The organism is Streptomyces spinosus, from assembly GCF_020400655.1.
Classification (GTDB): domain Bacteria; phylum Actinomycetota; class Actinomycetes; order Streptomycetales; family Streptomycetaceae; genus Streptomyces; species Streptomyces argyrophylli.
Genome location: NZ_JAINRC010000024.1, coordinates 67,500 through 87,734 on the forward strand (window position 1 = coordinate 67,500; position 20,235 = coordinate 87,734).

Consider the following 20,235-nt stretch of genomic DNA (forward strand, 5'->3'; position numbering starts at 1 on the left):
CGCGCCCCGTGCCAGTGGCCCGCTCCCCGGACCGCCGGGGGGACGGGCCACGGCGCGTCAGCCCCGCTCCACGGTGACGGTCACCAGACCGCCCGGGACGGCCGCCACCAGGGCCCGGCCGGCCGTCCGGCGCACGACGCCCGCGCCGCCCTCGGCCGTGACCCGCCAGGAGCCCGGCGGCAGGGACAGTTCGGTCACCCGGGAGCCGTGCGGCGCCGCGCGGTAGACCAGCCGGTACACGCCCGTACCGGCGTCGTACGCGGCGGAGCGGACCGTGCCCGCCACCGCCTCCGCGTACGGCTCGGCGGTCAGCTCCTTGCGGGGGCGGAAGGCGCCGGTGCCGTCCACCGCGCAGTACCCGCCGCCGTAGCACCAGACGTAACCCGCCCAGCCGGACGCGTAGCGGCCGAGAGAGGCCATCGCGTCCCGGTAGAAGCGGTCCATGTGCGGCAGGGAGCTGTCCGGCGCACCCCACTCGCCGACCACCACCGGGACCCGGTACCGCTTCGGGTACGCGGTGACCGCCCGCTCGTACGCCTCGATCCAGCCCGCCCCGGGGTCGTAGTCGGCGCCGGCCTCCATGGCCGTGTCGTAGAAGTGCGGCGCGTACACCACCCGGGGGTCGTGGACGCGGCCGAGTCCGGTCGGCACGCCCTCGCCCACGACCGGGGTCGGCTCGACGAACAGCCAGGCGTCCCGGTCGGCCGAACGGACGGCGCGGGCGAGGCGGTCGTACATCGGCGTCAGCTGCTCGCGTTCGACGCGGCGCGCGGCCGTCGGCAGGTCCTCCCCGGGCTCCGGCTCACCCATCGGCTCGTTGATCAGGTCGTAGCCGAGCACGGCCGGGTGGCGGGCGAAGCGGGCGGCGAGCGCGCGCCACATCCCGGCCTGGGCGCGCCGGAGGTCCGCGTCCTCGTAGAGATGCGTGAAGGCGCGCTGCACGGCGGGTTCGAAGTACTCGGCGAACCAGTCGTCCGGGTGCGCGGTGAACGGCAGCCCGTCGGTCCGGGTCGCCCACGCGGGGATGCCGCGATGGCCGAAGGCGGGGCCGAAGACGTCCTGGTGGGCGTCGAGGACGACCTTCACGTCATGGCGGTGGGCCCAGTCCAGGACGCGCTCGATCTTCTCCAGGTAACCGCGGCTGTAGTGCCCCGGTGTGGGTTCCAGGTCGTCCCAGAACACCAGCAGCCGGGCGAAGTCGAAGCCCCGGGCCCGCAGGTCGCGCAGCTGGCGTTCGGTGACGGCGGACAGGGCCTCCTCGCCCCGGTGCGCCTTGTCCTCGATGTTCCAGCCGTGCAGGGTGAGGACCCGTCCGTCCCGGTCGGTGAGCCGGGGGACGTCCCGCCCGGTCCCCTCGGCGTGGGCGGTGGCGGGGGTGAGGAGGGCGGCGAGGACCGCGCCCGCCGTCAGCATCGCTCGCAGCACGGGAGACCTCCGGGAAGCCGGCGTCGAGTTCCTTGACTTCGTGTGCACTTCAAGCTGAACACTTCCGTGCTACCAGCCATGCACGAGGAGGACCAGCATGAAATACCGCACCATCGGCACCGATCCGGCCACCCGCCGGGAGGTGAGCGTGCTCGCGCTCGGCGCGATGCTGTTCGGGTCGCGCACCGACGAGAAGACCTCCTTCGCCGTCCTCGACCGCTATGTCGAGGCGGGCGGGACCTTCATCGACACCTCCGACAGCTACGCCTTCTGGGAGGACGGCGGCCAGGGCGGTCAGAGCGAGGAACTGCTCGGGCGGTGGCGGCGCAGCCGGGGCGTCGGCGACGAGATCGTCATCGCCACCAAGCTCGGCGCCCGGCCCCTCGCCCCCGGCACCAGCTACACCGACAACGCCGAGGGCCTGTCCGCCAAGGTCATCCGGGAGTCGGCCGAACGCAGCCGGGAACTGCTCGGCGTGGACCGGCTGGACCTGCTCTACGCGCACATAGAGGACCCCGCCGTCCCGCTCGCGGAGACCGTCGAGGGCTTCGCCGCGCTCGTCGCCGAGGGCACCGTCGGCCTGCTCGGCGTCAGCAACCACGCCGTGTGGCGGGTGGAACGCGCCCGCGCCCTCGCGGCGGCGGCGGGACTGCCGGGGTACGAGGTGCTCCAGTACCAGCACAGCTACCTCCGCCCGCGCACGGACGTGCCGAGCGAGCTGTTCCCGGACGGCAGCCTCGGCGGCGCGGACGCCCAGCTCCTGAACTACCTGCGGGCGGAACCGGGGCTGACCCTGGTCGCCTACTCACCGCTGCTCACCGGCGCCTACACCCGCGCCGACAAGCCGCTGCCGCCGGACTACGACCACCCCGGCACCCCGGCCCGGCTCGCGGTGCTGCGCGAGGTGGCCCGGGAGACCGGGGCGACCGCCAACCAGGTCGTGCTCGCCTGGCAGCTGGGCGGTGAGCTGCCCGTGATCCCGCTCGTCGGCGCCTCCTCGGTGGCCCAGCTCGACGAGAGCCTCGCCGCCGTCGACCTGGAACTCACCGGGGAACAGCGCGCCCGGCTGGACGCGGCTCACTGAGCCGCGCCGCCTACTGATCGCGTGGTTCGCGGACGACGGCCACGTCGCCGGGGGCGACGGTGACCGCGCCGGACGTCTCCTTGCCGGTCAGCAGCTCGAACGAGCCCTCGGCCACCGGGACTTCGGCGCCCTGCCCGGTGTGGTCGATGACGAACAGGTAGTCCGCCTCCGGGCCACGCCGGCGGGCCACCTCCACCCCGGGCGGGGCGGTCCGCACCGGAGCGACGCCCGCCTCCTCGCGGACGCGGTCCAGCAGCGCGGCCAGGGTGACCGGGTCCGGCAGGGTGGCCAGGTACCAGGCGGAGCCGGTGCCGTGCGCCAGCCGGGTCACCGCCGGGACCCCCGCCAGGGGCCCGTCGGCGTACGAGGCGACCGCCTCGGCGCCCGCGAGCCGCAGCCGCTCCGACCACAGGGAGCCCGTCGCCCCGTCCGGCACGGCACCGCTCAGCGCGACCGGTTCCCCGGGCAGCAGCGGGAACGGCTCGTCGGAGCGGACGCCCAGCACCTCCCGGAACGCCCCGGGGTAACCACCCAGCCGGGCATGGCAGTTCTCGTCGACCGCTCCGCTGTGGAAGCCGACCGCCAGGGTGCCGCCCCCGGCGGCGTACGAGGTGAGGTTCGCGGCGCCCGCCTCGTCGACCAGGTACAGGTTCGGGGCCAGCACCAGCCGGTAGCCGGTCAGGTCCGCGTCCGGCCGGACGAAGTCCACGGCCACGCCCGACCGCCACAGCGGCTCGTACCAGGCCCGCACCAGGTCCAGGTAGCGCAGCTCGCCGCTCGGCTGGGAGGGGAGTTCCAGGGCCCAGCGGGCGTCCCACTCCCACACGATCGCGACCTCGGCGGTGCCGGTGCTGCCGCGCACCTCGGCCAGCGCCTTCAGGTCGGCGCCGAGCCGGACCACGTCCTGCCAGATCCGGCTGTCCGTCCCGGCGTGCGGCACCATCGCCGAGTGCCACTGCTCGGCACCCGCCTTGGACTGGCGCCACTGGAAGTAGGCGATGCCGTCCGCGCCGCGCGCCACGTGGGCGAGCGCGTCCCGGCGCAGCTGACCGGGGCTCTTGGCCCGGTTGACGGGCTGCCAGTTCACCGCGCCGGTCGAGTGCTCCATCAGCAGCCACGGGCCGTGTGCGAGCGAACGCGTCAGGTCGCCGCTGAGCGCGATGTCGATCTGCGGCTCGGGGTCCGTGGACCGCAGGTAGTGGTCGTTGGAGACGAGGTCCAGCTCGGGGGCCCAGCGCCAGTAGTCCAGGGCGTCGAAGCTGAAGTTCACCATGAAGTTGGTGGTGGCCGGGACCGTGGGCGCCGCCGCCCGGAGCACGTCCCGTTCCGCCGTGTACAGCGACAGCAGTTCGTCGGAGCAGAACCGCCGCCAGTCCAGCTGGTGCGTCGGGTTGGACACGGCGCCGGTGGCGCGCGGCGGCAGCACCTCCTCCCAGTCGTAGTACCACTGGGACCAGAACGCGGTGCCCCAGGCGTGGTTGAGGGCCGCCAGGTCGTCGCCGTAGCGGTCGCGCAGCCAGCGCCGGAAGGCCGCGGCGCTGGTGTCGCAGTAGCAGGCCGCGTTGTGGCAGCCGTACTCGTTGTGCACGTGCCACATGCGGACCGCCGGGTGGTCCGCGTACCGCCCGGCGAGCGCGCCCGCGATGCGCAGCGCGGCCTGCCGGTAGGCGGGGCTGGACGGGCAGAACGTCTGGCGGCTGCCGTAGGAGAGGGTGCGGCCGTCCCGGTCGGCCGGCAGGGCCTCCGGGTGGGCCCGGAAGAACCAGGCCGGCGGCGCCGCCGTGGGCGTGGCCAGGTCGGCGGCGATGCCGTTGTCGTGCAGCAGGTCCAGGACCTTGTCCAGGCGCGAGAAGTCGTACACGCCCTCGGACGGTTCCAGCAGCGCCCACGAGAAGATGCCGACGCTGACCAGGTTCACCCCGGCCTCGCGCATCAGGCGCATGTCCTCGGCCCACACCTCCTCGGGCCACTGCTCGGGGTTGTAGTCGCCGCCGTAGGCGATGCCGGGGACGGACAGGGTGCGCTTCACGGTGTTCTCTTTCGGGTGCGGGCCCGTCAGCCCTTGTTGGAGCCCAGGGTCAGGCCGCTGACGAACTGGCGCTGGAGCACGAAGTACACGACCAGGGTGGGGATCGCGGTCAGCAGGGCGCCGGCGGCGACCAGGTTGGGGTCGGTGAAGTACTGCCCGGAGAGGTTGTTCAGCGCCGAGGTGATCGGCATGTTCTCACCGGTGGAGATCAGCACGAGGGCCCAGAAGAAGTCGTTGTAGATCCAGATGGACAGCAGGGTCGCCAGGGCCGCCATCGCCGGCTTGCACAGCGGCAGCGTGATCTGCCAGTACAGCCGCCACACGGAGGCGCCGTCGACCAGCGCGGCCTCGGTCAGCTCGTGCGGCAGCGAGCGCATGTAGTTGCTCAGCACGAACGCGCAGAAGCCGGACTGGAACGCCACGTGGATCAGGACCAGGCCCAGCGCGGAGTCGTACAGCTTGCCGCTCGCGGTGATGCCCGGCAGGTCGGTGAGCAGGTACAGCCGGTACAGCGGGGTGATGATGACCTGCTGCGGCAGCAGGTTGCCCGCCGTGAACACCAGCAGCAGCGCCAGGTTCACCCGGAAGTCGAAGCGGCTGACGTAGAAGGCGACCATCGACGACAGGAACAGCGTCAGCAGTACGGCCGGCACCGCGATGATCAGCGTGTTGCCGAAGTAGTGCAGCATGTCGGACTGCTGGAACGCGTTCGTGAAGTTGTCGAAGTTCAGCGTGTCCGGCCAGGACACGTAGCCCTTGGCGCTGGTCTCGCTGTACGGGCGCAGGGCCGAGAAGACCGCCCAGAGCAGGGGCGCCAGCCAGGCGAGGGCGGTGCCCGCGAGGAAGACGTGCAGCAGGATCCGGGCCGGCCGGACGGGGGTACGCCGCTTTCCCAGGGCGCTCACGGTGCTCATGCGCGCCGCTCCTTCCGGAAGGTGGCGATCAGGTACGGGATGATGACGGCGAGGGAGATCACCAGCAGGACGACGGCGATGGCGGAGCCGTATCCGATGCGGCTGGACTCGCCGATGATGTTGTTGGTGACCAGGATCGACAGCAACTCCGTGCCCTGGGCGCCCTTGTTGAAGACGAAGACCAGGTCGAAGGCGCGCAGTGCCTCGATGATGGTGACGACGAGGACGACCGTGTTGGTCGGGCGCAGGGTCGGGAAGATGACGTTCTTGAACGTCTGCCACTCGTTGGCGCCGTCCAGCGCGGACGCCTCCCGGAGCGAGGGGTCGACGCTCTTCAGGCCGGCCAGGTACAGGATCATCATGTAGCCGGTGTGCCGCCAGGACGCGGCGATCAGCACGGCCCACAGGTTGAGGTCGGGGTCGCCGATCCAGTCGATGTAGTGGCCGGGCTTGTTGGCGCCGATGATGCTGTTGATCAGGCCCGTGTCCGGGTTGTAGACCAGCTGCCAGACGAAGCCGATGCACGCCATCGAGATGACGACGGGCAGGAAGTACGCGGTCTGGTAGACGCGGCTGAACCGGATCCGCTTGTCGAGCTGGACGGCGAGGAACAGGCCGAACGGCGTCGGGATCAGGATCAGTACGACGAACCAGATGACGTTGTGCTGGACGGCGGGCCAGAACTGCGGGTTGTCGGTGAACAGCTGCCGGAAGTTGTCGAGGCCGACCCACTTGATGGAGTCGAACCCGATGCCGTCCCAGGTGGTGAAGGCGAGGAGGATCGAGGCGAGGGCCGTGAACCAGACGAGGATCACGTGCAGGACGGTCGGCACGCCCGCCATGAGGGCGAGCGTGAACCGGTCACGGCGGGTCAGCAGGCGCCGGTGGCCCCGCGAGACCCGCTTCTTCTCGGGCGCGGCCCCCGGAGCCGGCACGGCCGCCGGCTCCGGGGTCTTCGTCGTCGTGTCGGTGCTCATCGGGCCGCTCACGAGGACGCGAAGATGGTCTTCTTCTGGCGTTCGATGGACGACAGCAGACTGTCCACGCCCTTGGGGTTCTGGAGGAACTTCTGCAGGCCCGGCTGCATCACCGTGGAGGTGAAGTCGGGGCGGCTGTCGCGGTCCATGAACTGGGTGAGGCTCTTGGCGCTGCCGATCATCTCGAACGCCTTCTTCTGGAGCGCCGAGTAGGAGGAGGTGTCGGCCTTGCTGGAGGCGGCGACCACGCTCGGGTCGGTCTTCAGGTACAGCTCCTCGGCCGCCGGGCTGCCCAGGTACTCCAGCAGCTTGACGACGCCCGCGTGGTTCTTCGGGGACTTGCTCACCATGAAGCCGTCGGTCGGCGCCTCGACGGTGTCCTGGCCGTAGGCGGAGTTGATCTCCGGGAAGGCGAAGAAGTCGAGGTCGTCCAGGTCGGCCTTGTTGGTGAACTGCTGGGCCACGAAGGAGCCGAGGAGGTACATGCCGGCCTTCTTGGACACCAGCGTCTGCGCGGCGTCCTGCCAGGTGCGGCCCATGAAGCCGTCCTGGTGGTAGGGGAGGAGCTCGGCCCAGTGGTCGAAGACGTCCTTCACCTTGGCGTCGGTCCAGGACGCCTTGCCGGCCATCAGCTGGACGTGGAAGTCGTAGCCGTTGAGCCGGAAGTTGATCTGGTCGAAGGTGCCCATCGCCGGCCAGGCGTCCTTGTCGCCGAAGGCGATCGGAACCAGGCCGTCCTTCTTCATCTGCTTGCACAGGGCGACCAGGTCGTCCCAGGTGGCCGGGACCTTGTAACCGTGCTGCTGGAAGACGCTCTTGCGGTAGAACACCGCCCACGGGTAGGTGGTCAGCGGCACGAAGTAGTACTTGCCGTCCGCGCCCTTGCTGAGCTTCTTCATCGCCTCGGGGAAGTTGTCCCCGATCTTCGCCCACACGTCGTCGATCGGGCTGGCCAGGCCCTTGGCCGCGAAGAACTGCATGCGGTAGCCGGCGAACCAGTTGAACACGTCGTCCGGCGTGCCCTGCAGATACGAGTTGATCTGCTCCTGGAAGGTGTTGTGGTCCTTGGTGTTGACATCCACGCTGATGCCGGACTGCTTCTTGAAGGCCGCGTAGACGCTCTCGTAGGCCTTCTTGGGCACCGCGTCGGAGGCGTTCGAGCCCAGGGAGACGGCCTTCGGGTCGGATCCGGAACCGCTGCCTCCGCAGGCGGACAGCAGGGGTATGCCGGCGCCTGCGAGCAGGGCGGCACCGCCCGCTCCGCGCAGCAGGGATCGGCGGCTGGGACCCGGGACGGAGAGACCGGAGGGCGAGAGGCGCATGGCGGCTCCTGATGCATACCAGGGTTCGGCCAAGGGGATGAGTTGATCACCGAAAAGTTCGAAACCGCTCAGAAACCAACTCGACCGAACATCGTGGGCGTAATAACAGCCCCATGTCCGCTCATGCGTCAATAGCTCCGGTCGCACTGGGGTGTCTCTTGCCCGAAACGTAATCGTCACCGTCACCTGCGCAGTTGACGACGCCGGGACGCATCGGCCCCCTCGGCCGGGGCGGCCGAGGGGGCTGTGTGAAACAGATCGTTCCGTTTCAGCTCCTGACCAGCAGTTGGAAGTCGAAGGCGTACCGGGACGCCCGGTAGACGTGGCTGCCGTGCTCCACCGGCCGGCCCGCGTCGTCGTAGGCGGTGCGCCGCATGGTGAGCAGGGCCGCTCCCTCCGGCTCCTGAAGCAGGGCGCCCTCCTCGGCGCTCGCGGCGCGGGCGCCGATGGACTGACGGGCGCTGTGCAGGACGATCCCGGCGGCGCGCAGCAGCCGGTACAGGCCCGTGGACTCCAGCCGTACGGTGCCGGGTTCGAGCAGCGAGGCGGGCAGGTGGTTGCGCAGGAACGCCACGGGCCGGCCGTGCGTGCTGCGCAGTCGCTCCAGTACGACGACCTCGGCGCCCTCCGGGAGCCCCAGGGCGGCGGCCACGTCGGCGGGCGCCGCGATCCGCTCGTTGCGCAGCACCCGGGTGGTCGGGCCCTGTCCGGCCGACTCCAGGTCGTCGTAGAGGCTGCTCAGTTCCAGCGGGCGTCTGACCTGGCTGTGCACCACCTGCGTACCGACCCCGCGGCGGCGCACCAGCAGCCCCTTGTCGACCAGGGACTGGATCGCCTGGCGGACGGTGGGCCGGGACAGCCCGAGCCGCACCGACAGGTCGACCTCGTTGCCGAGCAGGTCCCCTGGCACCAGCGCGCCGCGCTGGATGGCCGCCTCCAGGTGCCGGGCGAGCTGGTAGTACAACGGAACCGGGCTCGACCGGTCCAGGGCGAAGGTCACGGGATCCAGCGCGCGATCACCCGGTGCCGTTCGCTGCGGGGTGCGGTGTACTGGGCTCATGGCCCCAGGTGTATGTCCCGGCGCCGAAGGTGTCAATGCTTTGTACTTACATTCGGACCTGCTTGTGAAATGATGTCTTAACAAAGTATTGACAGCGGGCGCGACAGAGGCTTGTATCCCGTCCCAACGCAACAGCGTCCTTGCCCCGTCGCACGCACAGTGAGGTGCTGGAAAGATGGACCGCTCTTCTCGTCCCCGCTCCCGCAGACTGGCCCCCTTCGTGGCGGTGGCCGCCGCGGCAGCCCTCACCCTCGCCGGCTGTTCCAGCGGTTCCGGCGGCAAGAAGGCCGAGGAGGAAGCGGCGAACCCCGCCGCGGGCAAGGCCGGCACCCCCCGCATGACCGTCGCCCTCGTCACCCACCAGGCGCCCGGCGACACCTTCTGGGACACCGTCCGCAAGGGCGCGGAGGCCGCGGCGGCCAAGGACAACATCAAGCTGATCTACTCCGCCGACCCGAACGCCGGCAACCAGGCCAACTACGTGCAGAACGCCATCGACCAGAAGGTCGACGGCATCGCGGTCACCCTGGCCAAGCCCGACGCGATGAAGGGCGCCATCGCCAAGGCCGAGCAGGCCGGCATCCCGGTGGTCGGCCTCAACTCCGGACTGAGCGACTGGAAGAAGCTCGGCCTGCTGGAGTTCTTCGGGCAGGACGAGAGCGTGGCGGGCGAGGCGTTCGGCAACAAACTGAACACCACCGGCGCGAAGAAGATCGTCTGCGTGATCCAGGAACAGGGCAACGTGGGCCTCACCCAGCGCTGCGACGGCGTGAAGAAGACGTTCAAGGGCACCACTGAGACCCTGTACGTGAACGGCACCGACATGCCGTCGGTGAAGTCGACCATCACGGCCAAGCTCAAGCAGGACGACTCCGTCGACACCGTCGTCACCCTCGGTGCCCCCTTCGCGCTGACCGCGGTGCAGTCGGTCGGCGACGCGGGCAGCAAGGCGAAGGTGGCCACCTTCGACCTCAACAAGGAACTGGTCAAGGCGGTGCAGAAGGGCACCATCGAGTTCGCCGTCGACCAGCAGCCCTACCTCCAGGGCTACCTGGCGGTCGACTCGCTGTGGCTCTACAAGAACAACGGCAACTACAGCGGCGGCGGCGAGCAGGCCGTGCTCACCGGCCCGGCCTTCGTGGACAAGTCCAACGTCGACAAGGTCGCCGGGTTCGCCGCGAAGGGCACCCGGTGATGAGCATGGCCCAGCAGGCTGAGCCGGCGGTCGGCGGCTCGCCGGCGGCCGGCCCGAAGCAGACCGACGGCCGCACCGCCCGGCGCCCGCCGGCCCTGAGGGTGCTGGCCCGGCCCGAGGTGGGTGTCTTCCTCGGCGCCGTCGCCGTCCTGGTCTTCTTCCTGATCACGGCGCCGCCGGTGCGCGACGGCAGCTCGATGGCGAACATCCTCTACCAGTCCTCGACCATCGGCATCATGGCCCTCCCCGTGGCCCTGCTGATGATCGGCGGGGAGTTCGACCTCTCCTCCGGCGTCGCCGTGATCTCCTCGGCGCTCACCGCGAGCATGCTCAGCTACCAGCTCACCGTGAACGTGTGGACCGGCGTGATCGTCGCCCTGATCGCGTCCCTCGCGATCGGCGCCTTCAACGGCTGGATGGTGGTGAAGACCGGGCTGCCCAGCTTCCTGGTCACCCTGGGCACCTTCCTGATCCTCCAGGGCACCAACCTCGCCGTCACCAAGCTCGTCACCGGCAATGTCGCCACCGACGACATCAGCGACATGGACGGCTTCGACCAGGCTCGGAAGATCTTCGCCTCCTCCTTCGACGTGGGCGGGGTCCAGGTGAAGATCACCGTGATCTGGTGGCTGGTCTTCGCGGCCCTCGCCACCTGGGTGCTGCTGCGCACCAAGTACGGCAACTGGGTCTTCGCGGTCGGCGGCAACAAGGACAGCGCCCGCGCGGTCGGCGTCCCGGTGCGGTTCACCAAGATCACCCTGTTCATGCTGGTCGGCTTCGGCGCCTGGTTCGTCGGCATGCACAACCTGTTCTCGTTCAACACCGTGCAGTCCGGCGAGGGCGTCGGCCAGGAGCTGATCTACATCGCCGCGGCCGTCATCGGCGGCTGCCTGCTCACCGGCGGCTACGGCTCCGCGATCGGCCCGGTCTTCGGCGCCTTCATGTTCGGCATGGTGCAGCAGGGCATCGTCTACGCCGGCTGGAACCCCGACTGGTTCAAGGCCTTCCTCGGCGTGATGCTCCTCGGCGCCGTCCTGATCAATCTGTGGGTCCAGCGCACGGCGACCCGGAGGTAAGCGATGACCGACAACACCACGGGCACCCACGGCGCCGTCCTCCAGGACGGTGCACCCGGCCCCGACGGGCTCCTGGTCGAACTCCGCGGCGCCGGCAAGTCCTACGGCAACATCCGCGCCCTGCACGGTGTCGACCTGAAGGTCCACGCCGGCCGGGTGACCTGCGTGCTCGGCGACAACGGCGCCGGCAAGTCCACCCTCATCAAGATCATCTCAGGGCTGCATCAGCACACCGAGGGCGAGTTCCTCGTCGACGGACAGCCGGTGCGCTTCACCACCCCGCGCGAGGCCCTGGACCGGGGCATCGCCGCCGTCTACCAGGACCTCGCCACCGTCCCGCTGATGCCGGTGTGGCGGAACTTCTTCCTCGGCTCCGAGATGACCAAGGGCCCCTGGCCGCTGCGCCGGCTCGACATCGCCCGCATGAAGGAGACCGCCGACCAGGAACTGCGCAACATGGGCATCGTCCTGGACGACCTGGAACAGCCCATCGGCACCCTCTCCGGCGGCCAGCGCCAGTGCGTCGCCATCGCCCGCGCCGTCTACTTCGGCGCCCGCGTCCTCATCCTGGACGAGCCCACCGCCGCCCTCGGCGTCAAGCAGTCCGGTGTGGTGCTCAAGTACATCGCGGCCGCCCGCGACCGCGGCCTCGGCGTCATCTTCATCACCCACAACCCCCACCACGCCTACATGGTCGGCGACCACTTCAGCGTCCTGCGCCTCGGCACCCTGGAGCTGAGCGCCGAACGCAGCGAGATCGGCCTCGAAGAGCTGACCAACCACATGGCCGGCGGCGCCGAACTCGCCGCGCTCAGGCACGAGCTGGCCCAGGTGCGCGGCGTCGACGTGGACGAACTGCCCGAGGACGGCGACCTCGGCGCACCCGTGGCGACCTCCCCGGAAGGAACCCCCTGATCATGGCGCACCCCACTCCGCTCGACCGCATCCGGGTCGGCTCCGCCCCCGACTCCTGGGGCGTGTGGTTCCCCGACGACCCCCGGCAGGTGCCCTGGCAACGCTTCCTCGACGAGGTCGCCGAGGCCGGCTACGACTGGATCGAACTCGGCCCCTACGGCTACCTCCCCACCGACCCGGCACGGCTCGCCGACGAGGTGGCCAAACGGAACCTGAAGGTCTCGGCGGGCACCGTCTTCACCGGCATGCACCGCGGCCCCGCCGTCTGGGAGGAGACCTGGGCGCACGTCAGCCAGGTCGCCGCGCTCACCCAGGCGATGGGCGCCCGGCACCTGGTCGTCATCCCCTCCTTCTGGCGCGACGACAAGACCGCCGAGATCCTGGAGCCGCCCGAGCTGACCGCCGGGCAGTGGGCCCACCTGACCAAGGGCATGGAACGGCTCGGCCACGAGGTCAAGGAGACCTACGGCCTGGACATCGTCGTGCACCCGCACGCCGACACCCACATCGACACCGAGGAGCACGTCGAGCGCTTCCTGGACTCGACCGACAGCGAGCTGGTCAACCTCTGCCTGGACACCGGGCACTACGCCTACTGCGGCGGGGACAGCGTCAAGCTGATCGAGACCTACGGCGAGCGCGTCGGGTACCTGCACCTCAAGCAGGTCGACCCGGACCTCCTCGCCGAGGTGGTCGCGGGCGGGGTGCCGTTCGGACCGGCGGTGCAGCGCGGGGTGATGTGCGAACCGCCCTCCGGGGTCCCGGAGCTGGGGCCGGTGCTGGAGGCGGCGCAGAAGCTGGGCGTGGAGCTGTTCGCGATCGTCGAGCAGGACATGTACCCGTGCGAGCCGGACAAGCCGCTGCCGATCGCGGTACGCACCCGGCGCTTCCTGCGGTCCTGCGGGGCCTGAGGGTCCCGGGCGGCCGAGGGGCCTGAGGGCCGCCCGCTTCCACCGGAACCGGGCCGCGGTGCCGACGACCGCGGCCCGGTTCCTGCGCTGTTGCGGGGGATTCGCCCGCGGGGCGGCCGGGAACCAACGGGGACACGCGGACGTCTGACCCACAACGGGGAACGCCCGCGCGGACGGGAGGACGAGATGACACAGCGTACGGACGCCCACACCACGGCCCAGGACCCGGCCGACGCCGTCGCCCGGCGCCGCGACCGCTACGGCGCGCTGCCGGAGCGGATACGCCCGCAGGACACGGTGGAGACGAAGCCGGCGACGGTACCGGACCCGGCGCGGGACACCTACAACCCGGACGAGTGGCTGATCCGGTACTGCGGCTGAGCGACACGGCGACGGCGCCGGGCCCGTGCCCGGCGCCGTCGCCGTGCGGTCAGGCCGCCCGTACCTCCGCGAGCGTCACCGGCCGGTGCTCGTGCAGGGACAGCGTGCAGGCCTCGGCGATCCAGCCGGCCTCCAGGGCGTCCTCGACGGTGCACGGCGAGGTCCGGGTCCCGGCCACGACCTCGGTGAACGCGGTCAGTTCGGCGCGGTAGGCGTCGGCGAAGCGGTCCATGAAGAAGTCGTGCGGGGTGCCGGCGGGGAAGGTGACACCGGGCTCGACCGAGCGCAGCGGCAGCTTGTCGTCCAGGCCGACGGCGATCGAGTCGGCGAAACCGTGCAGTTCCATGCGCACGTCGTAACCGCGCTTGTTGTGCCGGGAGTTGGACACCACCGCGATCGTGCCGTCGTCCAGGGTCAGGACGGCACCGGTGGTGTCGGCGTCGCCCGCCGCCTTGATGTAGTCGGCGCCACGGTTGCCGCCGACCGCGTACACCTCGGTGACCTCACGGCCCGTCACCCAGCGGATGATGTCGAAGTCGTGCACCGAGCAGTCGCGGAAGATCCCGCCGGAGGCGGCGACGTAGGCGGCCGGCGGCGGCGCCGGGTCCAGCGTCGTGGAGCGGACCGTGTGCAGCACGCCCAGCTCACCGGCCTGTACGGCGGCCCGCGCGGCGACGAAGCCCGCGTCGAAGCGCCGGTTGTAGCCGATCTGGATCGGCACGCCGCTGCCCCGCACGGCCTCGAGGACCTCGACGCCCTCGCGCATCGTCCTGGCGACGGGCTTCTCGCAGAAGACCGGGACGCCGGCCTCGACGCCGGCCAGGATCAGGGCGGGATGGGCGTCGGTGGCCGCCGCGACGACCAGGCCGTCCACGCCGGCCGCGAGGAGGGCCTCCGGCGAGTCCGCGACCTGTGCCCCGAACCGCTCGGCGGCGGCCTTGGCTGCCTCCGCGAACGGGTCGGCGACGACGAGCGACTCGACGGCGTCCAGCCCGGAGAGGGTCTCGGCGTGGAAGGCGCCGATGCGGCCGAGGCCGAGGATTCCGATACGCATGCGGTGCTGCTCCTAGGGTTCGTGCCTGAGTTCTAGTCGAGGCCGCCGAGCACGTTCTGGTCCCAGTCGATCACCGAGCCGGTGACCACCCCGGACCGCTCGGACAGCAGGAAGACCACGAAGTCCGCGATGTCCTCCGGTTGGCCGAGCCTGCCCATCGGCAGCCGGGCCGCCGCCCGCTCCCGCCAGTCGTCGCCGGCGCCGTGGAAGGCCCGCTGGGTGGCGTCCTCGCCCTCGGTCGCGGTCCAGCCGATGTTGAGCCCGTTGATCCGGATCCGGTCCCAGCGGTGGGCGTGCGCCGCGTTCCGGGTCAGGCCGGCGAGGCCGGCCTTGGCGGCGACGTACGGCGCGAGGAACGGCTGTCCGCCGTGCGCCGACGAGGTGATGACGTTGACGATCGTGCCGGACGCCCCGCGGGCCGTCATGTCGGCGACCGCCGCCTGCATCGCGAAGAACGGGCCCTTGAGGTTGACCGCGATGTGCGCGTCGAACAGTTCCGGCGTGGTGTCCAGCAGCGTGCCCCGCGCGGTCAGCCCGGCCGAGTTGACCAGGCAGTCGATCCGGCCGTACGCGTCCACGACCCGGGCGACCGACGCCTTGGCCTGCCCGGCGTCCGCCAGGTCGGCCCGTACGTACACCGCCTTGCCGCCGGCCGCCGACAGCTCCGCCACCAGCGCCTCGCCCGCCTCCGGGCGCCGCCCGCTCACCGCGACGGCGGCGCCCTCGCGGACGGCGGCCCGCGCGACGGCGGCCCCCACGCCCTGGGTGCCGCCGTTGACCAGGACGACCTTGTCGTCGAGAAGTCCCATGCCCCGCCTCAGCCCTCCCGGCGTTCCGCCGCCGTCCGCAGCTCCTCGCGCAGCCGCGCGGGGCGCCATGCCTCCCTCAGCGCCCGCCGTACCAGGTCCGCCTGCGCGGGCGGGGCCAGTCCGGCGACCGGCGGATCGCTGTCCAGGTTGGTGGGGAAGGGGTAGCCCTCGGAGCTCGCGGCGATCACGTTGTCCAGCCACTCCTCGGACGCGCCCGCCGCCTTGCGCCGCAGCAGCACCGGGAACACCGCGTTGGTCACCGCCTCGCGGTCCACGCTCTCCATCGCGCGGCCGAACGCGGACGAGATCTGCAGCAGGTTGGCCGTGCGCCGGACGTCCGCCGTCCGGTTCGTGCCGGCGGCGTGGAAGAGCGCCGGGTTGAAGAAGACGGCGTCGCCCTTGTCGAGCGGGAGCTGCACGTGGTGGGCGGCGAAGTGGTCCCGGAACTCCGGGAGCCGCCAGGCCAGGTAGCCCGGCTCGTAGAGCTGGGAGTACGGCAGGTACAGCGTCGGCCCGGACTCCACCGGCATGGCGCAGTGGGCGACCGCGCCCTGGAGGGTGAGCGCGGGGGAGAGGCGGTGCACGTGCGCGGGGTAGGCGGCGGCCACCGCGTTGCTCAGGAAGCCCAGGTGGTAGTCCCGGTGCGGGGTCTGTCCGGCGCCGCCCGGATTGACGACGTTCACCTGGGAGGTGACCTGGTAGCCGGGGCCCAGCCAGGCCGTGGCGAGCAGCGCCAGGACGTCGTTGGCGTAGTAGCAGGCGAACGCCTCCGCGTCGTACAGGGCCGTCTTCTCCAGCGCGTTCCACACCCGGTCGTTGGCGCCCGGCGCGGCGAAGTGGTCGCCCGCGGTCGCTCCCGCGGCCCGCTGCTCGGCGATCAGCGCCTCGAACACCGCCGTGACCCGGTCGACGACGCCGGGCTCCGGGAAGGCAGCCCGGACCACGACGATCCCGGGGCCCTCGGCGAGCGCCCGCACCAGCTCGGCCCGCAGGGCGTGCCGGTCGCCGGCGGTCCGCAGCCGCTCGCCCTCGTACACGAGGACGTTCTCCACGACGGACGCGGCGTGCGGATAGCCGGCGGGGTCCGTGGTCCGCTCCACCAGGGCGCGGAACGCGCCGAGATCGCAGTCCTGTTCGGACAGCCAGGCGCGACCTGGCACGGCGGCGACGGACATCGGTGTCCCTCTTTCGGTCTCGGCGGCGGCGCGGTCCTGTCATTGTTGTCAGTACAAACCCCTCGAACAACCAGCACACGACCATCAAAAACCCCTCAAGGAGACGGTCCATGGGCCACCCGTTCCCGATCCGGGAGATCGCGCGTCAGGCCGGTCTCAGCGAGGCCACCGTGGACCGCGTGCTGAACGGCAGGGGAGGGGTGCGGGAGAGCACCGCGCGGGAGGTGCACCGGGCCATCGCCGATCTGGACCGCCAGCGCACCCAGGTCCGGCTGGTCGGCCGCACCTTCATGGTCGACATCGTCGCCCAGGCGCCCGAGCGGTTCACCACCGCCGTGCGCGCCGCCCTGGAGGCCGAACTGCCCGCCCTGCACCCGGCCGTGGTGCGCTCCCGCTTCCACTTCCGCGAGACCGGCCCCGCCCGCGAACTGGTCGGCACGCTCGACCGGATCGCCCGGCGCGGCTCGCAGGGCGTGATCCTCAAGGCGCCGGACGTCCCCGAGGTCACCGCGGCCGTCGGTCGGCTGACCGCCGCCGGAGTCCCGGTCGTCACCCTGGTCACCGACCTGCCGGCGAGCGGACGCGTCGCCTACGTCGGCATCGACAACCGGGCGGCCGGGGCGACCGCCGCCTATCTGACGGGCCAGTGGCTCGGCGACCGGCCCGGCAACGTGCTCACCAGCCTCAGCAGCGGCTTCTTCCGCAACGAGGAGGAGCGCGAGATGGGCTTCCGCGGCGTCATGCGGGCCCTGCACCCGGAGCGGACGCTGGTCGAGATCGCCGAGGGTCAGGGCCTGGACGCCACGCAGTACGACCTGGTCCGCGCCGCCCTGGAACGCGACCCGGGGATCTTGGCGGTGTACTCCATCGGCGGCGGCAACAACGCCACCCTGCGGGCCTTCGCCGACCTCGGCCGCGAGTGCGCCGTGTTCGTCGCGCACGACCTCGACCACGACAACACCCGGCTGCTGCGCGAGCACCGGCTGTCCGCCGTGCTCCACCACGATCTGCGGCACGACCTGCGCGAGGCCTGCCACGAGGTGATGCGCTTCCACGGCGCGCTGCCGCCGGCCGGGCCGGTGCTGCCGTCCGCGATCCAGGTGGTCACGCCGTACAACATGCCTACGACCCCGGCAGCGTGACCCACGCCCCGCTCGCGGCCGACTCCGCCATCGCGTCCAGCACGGTCGCGCTGTACACCGCGTCCGCGAGCGTGGTGCCATGCGGGGTGCCCTCGGCGATGGAGCGGACGAAGCGGTAGGCCTCGATCACCTTCAGGTCGTCGTAGCCCATCGCGTTGGCCGCGCCCGGCTGGAACGCGGCGAACTCGCCGGCACCCGGGCCGACGTACACCGTGCTCACCGGCTGGTCCTGGTACGTCGTGCCCCGGCTCACCCTCAGCTCGTTCATCCGGCGGAAGTCCCAGAACACCGCGCCGCGGGTGCCGTGCACCTCGAAGCCGTAGTTGTTCTGCTCGCCGACCGAGACCCGGCAGGCCTCCAGGACGCCCCGGGCCCCGGAGGCGAAGCGGAGCAGGCAGCTGACGTAGTCCTCGTTCTCGACCGGACCCGGCTCGCCGCCGGCGGCCAGGGCGTGGCCGGCCGTCGCGCCGCTCGGACGGGCGCGCTCCGGGACGAAGACCGCGGTGTCCGCGGTGAGCGAGGCGATGTCGCCGAGGAGGAAGCGGGCCAGGTCGGCGCCGTGCGAGGCGAGGTCGCCGAGCACCCCACTGCCGCCGCGCTCGCGCTCGTAACGCCAGGTCAGGGCGCCGTCCGGATGGGCCGCGTAGTCGCTGAAGAGGCGGATGCGGACATGGGTGGGCGTGCCGATCCCACCGGAGGCGATCAGCTCGCGGGCGGCCTCGACGGCGGGCGCGTTGCGGTAGTTGAAGCCGACCGTGCCCTGCACGCCGGCCTGGGCGACGGCATCGGCGACCGCGCGGGCGTCCCCGGCGGTCAGGCCCACCGGCTTCTCGATCCACAGGTGCTTGCCGGCCTCGGCCATCGCCACGCCGATCTCCCGGTGCAGGAAGTTCGGCGCGGTGACGCTCACCGCCCGCACGCGCGGGTCGGCGGCCACCTCACGCCAGTCCCGGGTCGCCGAGGCGAACCCGAACCGCTCGGCGGCCTCCTCCGCCCGCCCCGGCACCTCCTCGGCGACCGTGACCAGCCTGGGCCGCAGCGACAACCGGGGGTAGTGGTGCGGGAGACGGGCGTACGCCTGGGTGTGCACCCGGCCCATCCAGCCGAACCCGATGACGGCGACCCCGAGCGCGTCCACCATGACAGCCCCTCTTCCTCGGCACCGGCGGTTGGACCGGTCCAGATGCGATCCGTGGCCACCTTTGTTCGGACATGACCAGCGTGTCAACCCTTTGACAGCGCGGCACGGCGCGTGGAACGGTCCACCCCATGAGACCGCCGACGATCCGTGACGTGGCCGAACGGGCGGGCGTGTCGAAGTCGCTCGTCTCGCTGGTGCTGCGCGGCTCCGGTCCGGTGCGCCCCGAGAAGCGGGAGGTGGTGCTGCGGGCCGTACGCGAGCTGGGCTACCGGCCGAACGCGGCGGCCCGCAGCCTCAGCGAACGGCGCACCCGCACCATCGGCGTCCTCCTGGACGACCTGCGCAACCCCTGGTTCGTGGAACTGCTCGACGGGCTCAACTCCCCGCTGCACGCGGCCGGTCTGCACATGATCCTCGCCGACGCCCGCCTGGGCCGGCGGATGGGCCACGACCTCGCCGAGCCCTTCCTGGACCTGGGCGTCGACGGACTGGTGGTGGTCGGCACGGTCCCGGACGCGGTCGGCCTCGGCGCGCTCGCGCCGCGGATGCCGGTGGTCGTGGCGGGCGCGCGCGAGGCGCAGCCGCCGGGCGTGGACGTCGTCGCCGGGGACGACGAGCGGGGCGCCCGGCTCGCCACCGAGCACCTGCTCGGGCTCGGCCACCGCCGCATCGCGCACCTGGCCGGCCACGGCGCCGTCGGCGCGCTGCGCCGGCGGGGCTTCGAGGAGGCGATGCGGGCGCACGGCGCCGAACCGCTCGTCGAACCCGGCGACCTGACCGAGGAGGGCGGCTACCGCGGGACCGTCCGCCTGCTCAGCCGCCGCGAGCGGCCCACCGCGCTCTTCGCCGTCAACGACATGGCCGCGGTGGGCGCGCTGTCGGCGGCCGGCGAACTGGGGGTGCGGGTGCCCGCCGAGCTGTCGGTGACCGGGTACGACAACACCGGCGTCTCCCGGCTGCGGCACCTCTGGCTGACCACCGTCGACACCGCTCCGCACGAGGTGGGCCGGCGCGCCGCCCGCTGTCTGCTGGACCGCTTCGAGCGACCCGGCGGCGAGGGGCGGGTGCGGCTGGCCGCGCCGACGCTGGAGGTCCGGGGGACGACGGGGCCGCCCGGGGACGGCCTCACGGGCTGACCGGCCGCGCGTCGGCGGACGGCCTCACAGGTTGATCGCGTAGGCCTTGCGCAGCGTCTCGTGCACGGTCCACGTCGTACGGTCTCCCGCGCGCAGCACCGCCATGTCGCCGGGCCCCACCCGCAGCGTCGGCCCGTCCTCGACCTCGATGGTCGCCGAGCCGCTGATCACCACGAACATCTCGTCCGCCTCCGTGTCCGTGACCACTCCCGGCGTGATCTGCCAGATCCCGCGGAGCTGCCTGCCGTCCGCCGACTCCCACACCACCTTCCCCGTCACCTCGGGGTTCCCGGCCACGATCCGCCCCGGGTCCAGGGGTTCGGGTGCGAGGCCGGCGTCGGGGATGTGGAGCGCGAAGCTGTGCGTCATGCGGCCGACCCTCTCCGGTGCGCACGCCGCGCCGCCATGGACAGGGTGTGGGGCATCGGGCCTGGTCGGAGGACACTTCGTCGGGGAGCGCCGGCTGGCGGGGGCGCGGGGCACGGGTGA

Annotated in this window: 19 protein-coding genes; 8 read left to right on the top strand and 11 right to left on the bottom strand. The window is 71.7% G+C overall.

Annotated features, from left to right (window positions below):
• Positions 1 to 57: 57 nt before the first annotated feature.
• A complete protein-coding gene (locus tag LG395_RS35555; protein WP_263983436.1) occupies positions 58 to 1,413 on the bottom strand; it encodes a cellulase family glycosylhydrolase in 1,356 nt (451 codons plus the stop codon).
• A 109-nt stretch (positions 1,414 to 1,522) separates the two neighbouring features.
• Between LG395_RS35555 and LG395_RS35560 the strand changes: the two genes are divergently transcribed.
• The gene (locus LG395_RS35560; RefSeq protein WP_225812979.1) at positions 1,523 to 2,509 is read left to right on the top strand and encodes an aldo/keto reductase; all 987 of its coding nucleotides are present in this window, start codon (positions 1,523 to 1,525) and stop codon (positions 2,507 to 2,509) included.
• 10 nt (positions 2,510 to 2,519) lie between these two features.
• On the opposite strand, the gene LG395_RS35565 is transcribed toward LG395_RS35560, so the two are convergent.
• The 5 genes from LG395_RS35565 to LG395_RS35585 all read right to left on the bottom strand — a co-directional run bounded on the left by LG395_RS35565 (position 2,520) and on the right by LG395_RS35585 (position 8,811).
• Entirely contained in the window at positions 2,520 to 4,538 is a 2,019-nt protein-coding gene (locus LG395_RS35565) for a beta-galactosidase (RefSeq protein WP_225812981.1), read from the bottom strand.
• 26 nt (positions 4,539 to 4,564) lie between these two features.
• Entirely contained in the window at positions 4,565 to 5,452 is an 888-nt protein-coding gene (locus LG395_RS35570) for a carbohydrate ABC transporter permease (protein ID WP_014676266.1), read from the bottom strand.
• Positions 5,449 to 6,429, bottom strand: a complete 981-nt coding sequence (locus LG395_RS35575) for a carbohydrate ABC transporter permease (protein ID WP_171150743.1) — start codon at positions 6,427 to 6,429, stop codon at positions 5,449 to 5,451. The genes LG395_RS35570 and LG395_RS35575 overlap by 4 nt, the downstream gene beginning before the upstream one ends.
• A gap of 8 nt (positions 6,430 to 6,437) precedes the next feature.
• Positions 6,438 to 7,751, bottom strand: a complete 1,314-nt coding sequence (locus LG395_RS35580) for an ABC transporter substrate-binding protein (RefSeq protein WP_171150741.1) — start codon at positions 7,749 to 7,751, stop codon at positions 6,438 to 6,440.
• A gap of 268 nt (positions 7,752 to 8,019) precedes the next feature.
• Positions 8,020 to 8,811: a GntR family transcriptional regulator gene (locus LG395_RS35585; RefSeq protein WP_225812983.1), complete on the bottom strand. Its 792-nt coding sequence runs from the start codon at positions 8,809 to 8,811 to the stop codon at positions 8,020 to 8,022.
• A 175-nt stretch (positions 8,812 to 8,986) separates the two neighbouring features.
• Between LG395_RS35585 and LG395_RS35590 the strand changes: the two genes are divergently transcribed.
• The 5 genes from LG395_RS35590 (at position 8,987) to LG395_RS35610 (ending at position 13,289) form a co-directional block, all read left to right on the top strand.
• Positions 8,987 to 10,006 carry a sugar ABC transporter substrate-binding protein gene (locus tag LG395_RS35590; protein WP_225812985.1) on the top strand — a complete coding sequence of 340 codons (1,020 nt, stop codon included), beginning with the start codon at positions 8,987 to 8,989 and terminating at the stop codon, positions 10,004 to 10,006.
• Positions 10,006 to 11,082: an ABC transporter permease gene (locus tag LG395_RS35595; protein WP_171150736.1), complete on the top strand. Its 1,077-nt coding sequence runs from the start codon at positions 10,006 to 10,008 to the stop codon at positions 11,080 to 11,082. The genes LG395_RS35590 and LG395_RS35595 overlap by 1 nt, the downstream gene beginning before the upstream one ends.
• Before the next feature lie 3 nt (positions 11,083 to 11,085).
• Positions 11,086 to 11,997, top strand: a complete 912-nt coding sequence (locus LG395_RS35600; RefSeq protein ID WP_171150734.1) for an ATP-binding cassette domain-containing protein — start codon at positions 11,086 to 11,088, stop codon at positions 11,995 to 11,997.
• Positions 11,998 to 11,999: 2 nt separating this feature from the next.
• Positions 12,000 to 12,908: a sugar phosphate isomerase/epimerase family protein gene (locus tag LG395_RS35605; RefSeq protein WP_225812987.1), complete on the top strand. Its 909-nt coding sequence runs from the start codon at positions 12,000 to 12,002 to the stop codon at positions 12,906 to 12,908.
• 186 nt (positions 12,909 to 13,094) lie between these two features.
• A complete protein-coding gene (locus tag LG395_RS35610) occupies positions 13,095 to 13,289 on the top strand; it encodes a hypothetical protein (protein WP_225812989.1) in 195 nt (64 codons plus the stop codon).
• A 49-nt stretch (positions 13,290 to 13,338) separates the two neighbouring features.
• On the opposite strand, the gene LG395_RS35615 is transcribed toward LG395_RS35610, so the two are convergent.
• Genes LG395_RS35615 through LG395_RS35625 form a run of 3 tightly spaced genes read right to left on the bottom strand, consistent with a single transcriptional unit; the run spans position 13,339 to position 16,327 of the window.
• Complete coding sequence (locus LG395_RS35615; protein WP_225812991.1) at positions 13,339 to 14,343, bottom strand: Gfo/Idh/MocA family protein; 1,005 nt, start codon at positions 14,341 to 14,343, stop codon at positions 13,339 to 13,341.
• 32 nt (positions 14,344 to 14,375) lie between these two features.
• Positions 14,376 to 15,152 (bottom strand): SDR family oxidoreductase, encoded by a 777-nt coding sequence (locus tag LG395_RS35620; protein WP_225812992.1) that lies wholly within the window; start codon positions 15,150 to 15,152, stop codon positions 14,376 to 14,378.
• An 8-nt stretch (positions 15,153 to 15,160) separates the two neighbouring features.
• Complete coding sequence (locus LG395_RS35625) at positions 15,161 to 16,327, bottom strand: phytanoyl-CoA dioxygenase family protein (RefSeq protein WP_225812995.1); 1,167 nt, start codon at positions 16,325 to 16,327, stop codon at positions 15,161 to 15,163.
• Positions 16,328 to 16,437: 110 nt separating this feature from the next.
• Between LG395_RS35625 and LG395_RS35630 the strand changes: the two genes are divergently transcribed.
• On the top strand, positions 16,438 to 17,469 hold the full coding sequence (locus tag LG395_RS35630; protein ID WP_171150722.1) for a LacI family DNA-binding transcriptional regulator: 1,032 nt from the start codon (positions 16,438 to 16,440) through the stop codon (positions 17,467 to 17,469).
• On the opposite strand, the gene LG395_RS35635 is transcribed toward LG395_RS35630, so the two are convergent.
• The gene (locus LG395_RS35635; RefSeq protein ID WP_225812996.1) at positions 17,450 to 18,610 is read right to left on the bottom strand and encodes a Gfo/Idh/MocA family protein; all 1,161 of its coding nucleotides are present in this window, start codon (positions 18,608 to 18,610) and stop codon (positions 17,450 to 17,452) included. The two genes, LG395_RS35630 and LG395_RS35635, sit on opposite strands and share 20 nt — an antisense overlap.
• A gap of 128 nt (positions 18,611 to 18,738) precedes the next feature.
• Between LG395_RS35635 and LG395_RS35640 the strand changes: the two genes are divergently transcribed.
• A complete protein-coding gene (locus tag LG395_RS35640; protein ID WP_225812997.1) occupies positions 18,739 to 19,746 on the top strand; it encodes a LacI family DNA-binding transcriptional regulator in 1,008 nt (335 codons plus the stop codon).
• Between the two features lie 24 nt (positions 19,747 to 19,770).
• On the opposite strand, the gene LG395_RS35645 is transcribed toward LG395_RS35640, so the two are convergent.
• The gene (locus tag LG395_RS35645; RefSeq protein WP_225813000.1) at positions 19,771 to 20,115 is read right to left on the bottom strand and encodes a cupin domain-containing protein; all 345 of its coding nucleotides are present in this window, start codon (positions 20,113 to 20,115) and stop codon (positions 19,771 to 19,773) included.
• Positions 20,116 to 20,235: the final 120 nt, after the last annotated feature.

Coding starts and splice junctions, on each gene's coding strand:
- LG395_RS35615 (WP_225812991.1), bottom strand. CDS start 14,343: ATGCGTATCGGAATCCTCGGCCTCGGCCGCATCGGCGCCTTCCACGCC.
- LG395_RS35640 (WP_225812997.1), top strand. CDS start 18,739: ATGAGACCGCCGACGATCCGTGACGTGGCCGAACGGGCGGGCGTGTCG.
- LG395_RS35645 (WP_225813000.1), bottom strand. CDS start 20,115: ATGACGCACAGCTTCGCGCTCCACATCCCCGACGCCGGCCTCGCACCC.
- LG395_RS35605 (WP_225812987.1), top strand. CDS start 12,000: ATGGCGCACCCCACTCCGCTCGACCGCATCCGGGTCGGCTCCGCCCCC.
- LG395_RS35555 (WP_263983436.1), bottom strand. CDS start 1,413: ATGCTGACGGCGGGCGCGGTCCTCGCCGCCCTCCTCACCCCCGCCACC.
- LG395_RS35575 (WP_171150743.1), bottom strand. CDS start 6,429: ATGAGCACCGACACGACGACGAAGACCCCGGAGCCGGCGGCCGTGCCG.
- LG395_RS35610 (WP_225812989.1), top strand. CDS start 13,095: ATGACACAGCGTACGGACGCCCACACCACGGCCCAGGACCCGGCCGAC.
- LG395_RS35580 (WP_171150741.1), bottom strand. CDS start 7,751: ATGCGCCTCTCGCCCTCCGGTCTCTCCGTCCCGGGTCCCAGCCGCCGA.
- LG395_RS35600 (WP_171150734.1), top strand. CDS start 11,086: ATGACCGACAACACCACGGGCACCCACGGCGCCGTCCTCCAGGACGGT.
- LG395_RS35560 (WP_225812979.1), top strand. CDS start 1,523: ATGAAATACCGCACCATCGGCACCGATCCGGCCACCCGCCGGGAGGTG.
- LG395_RS35590 (WP_225812985.1), top strand. CDS start 8,987: ATGGACCGCTCTTCTCGTCCCCGCTCCCGCAGACTGGCCCCCTTCGTG.
- LG395_RS35630 (WP_171150722.1), top strand. CDS start 16,438: ATGGGCCACCCGTTCCCGATCCGGGAGATCGCGCGTCAGGCCGGTCTC.
- LG395_RS35585 (WP_225812983.1), bottom strand. CDS start 8,811: ATGAGCCCAGTACACCGCACCCCGCAGCGAACGGCACCGGGTGATCGC.
- LG395_RS35625 (WP_225812995.1), bottom strand. CDS start 16,327: ATGTCCGTCGCCGCCGTGCCAGGTCGCGCCTGGCTGTCCGAACAGGAC.
- LG395_RS35620 (WP_225812992.1), bottom strand. CDS start 15,152: ATGGGACTTCTCGACGACAAGGTCGTCCTGGTCAACGGCGGCACCCAG.
- LG395_RS35595 (WP_171150736.1), top strand. CDS start 10,006: ATGAGCATGGCCCAGCAGGCTGAGCCGGCGGTCGGCGGCTCGCCGGCG.
- LG395_RS35570 (WP_014676266.1), bottom strand. CDS start 5,452: ATGAGCACCGTGAGCGCCCTGGGAAAGCGGCGTACCCCCGTCCGGCCG.
- LG395_RS35635 (WP_225812996.1), bottom strand. CDS start 18,610: ATGGTGGACGCGCTCGGGGTCGCCGTCATCGGGTTCGGCTGGATGGGC.